Below are 1,439 nucleotides of genomic sequence, written 5' to 3'. Positions count from 1 at the left end.
GCGAGGGCGAGGGTGGCGAGGTGCTGGGCTTGGGGGAGGGTGATGGTGGCCAGGACCTTGTTCACGGCGGCCAGGGCGCGGGGGGTCATGGAGAGGGTGGTGACGCCGAGGCCGACGAGGACGGCGGCCAGGGCGGGGTCGGCGGCGGCTTCGCCGCAGACGCCGACGGGTTTGGGGGTGCCGGTGGCGGTGGCGGCGGTGTGGGCGCCGTCGCAGGTGGCCTTGATGAGGTGGAGCACGGCGGGCTGCCAGGGGTCGTTGAGGTGGGCCAGGGGTCCGAGCATGCGGTCGGCGGCCATGGCGTACTGGGTGAGGTCGTTGGTGCCCAGGGAGGCGAAGTCGGCGTGGGCGAGGATGTGCTCGGCGGTCAGGGCCGCGGAGGGGACCTCGACCATGACCCCGGCGGTGGGCAGGCCGGCCTCCTTGGCGAGGGCGGTGAAGTGGGCGGCTTCCTCGGCGGTGGCGATCATGGGGGCCATGACCCAGACCTCGGCCTGGTTGTCCCTGGCGGCGTGGGCGATCGCGGCGAGCTGGCGGGCCAGGACCCCGGGGGTGGCGGTGTCGGTGCGGTAGCCGCGCACGCCCAGGGCGGGGTTGGGCTCGTCGGTGTTGGTCAGGAAGGGCAGGGGCTTGTCCGCGCCGGCGTCGAGGGTGCGGATGACGACCTTCTTCCCGGCGAACTCGGCGAACACGGCGGAGTAGGCGGTGACCTGCTCGTCGTGGGTGGGCTCGGTGGGGCGGTCCAGGAAGCAGAACTCGGTGCGCAGCAGGCCCACGCCCTCGGCGCCGGCGGCCGCGGCGGCGGCGGCGTCCTTGCCGGTGGCGACGTTGGCCAGCAGGGGCACGGGGTGCCCGTCGGCGAGCCGGTTGGCCCCGGTGAAGCCCCCGGCCAGGGCGGCGGCCTGGGCCGCCCACGCCGCGGCGGCGTCGCGCTCTGGCTGGCCGGGGGCGGTGGCCACGGTCCCGGCGGCCCCGTCGACGTACACCGGGGTGCCGTCCGGGATGGCCTCGACGCCGGGGGCGGCGACCACGGCGGGCAGGCCCAGGGCCCGGGCCAGGATCGCGGTGTGGGACTGGGGCCCGCCGCCGGAGGTGACCAGGGCCAGGACCCGGGCCGGGTCCAGGGTCGCGGTGTCGGCCGGGGCCAGGTCGTGCGCGGCGAGCACGAACGGGGTCGGGGAGGCCGGGATGCCCGGGGCGGGCAGGCCGCGCAGCTCGGCCACGAGCCGGGCGCGCACGTCCAGGACGTCCGCGGCGCGCTCGGCCATGTACCCGCCCAGGGACTCCAGCTTCGCCGCGACCGCGGCCCCGGACTCCCACACCGCCCGCTCGGCCGAGCGGGCACCCCCGTCACTCGAGGGGTCCAGCAGCTTCACGGCGCCCTTGACCAGCATCGGGTCCGCGGCCATCAGCGCGGTCGCCTCCAGCACGCCCCGCGC

Annotated in this window: 1 protein-coding gene; it reads right to left on the bottom strand. The window is 77.1% G+C overall.

Translation table 11 applies throughout. From position 1 onward, the window contains the following. Positions 1-1,439, bottom strand: a 1,439-nt coding sequence (locus ACQ5BE_RS18910; RefSeq protein WP_430298489.1) for a putative PEP-binding protein, incomplete at both ends; no start/stop codon positions are given.

It is taken from the genome of Sinomonas sp. B1-1 (assembly GCF_050474465.1).
In the GTDB taxonomy this organism is placed as follows: Bacteria; Actinomycetota; Actinomycetes; order Actinomycetales; family Micrococcaceae; genus Sinomonas; species Sinomonas flava.
The sequence above is the reverse complement of the archived record's forward strand: the minus strand, read 5'-3'. Positions and strand labels throughout refer to the sequence as shown.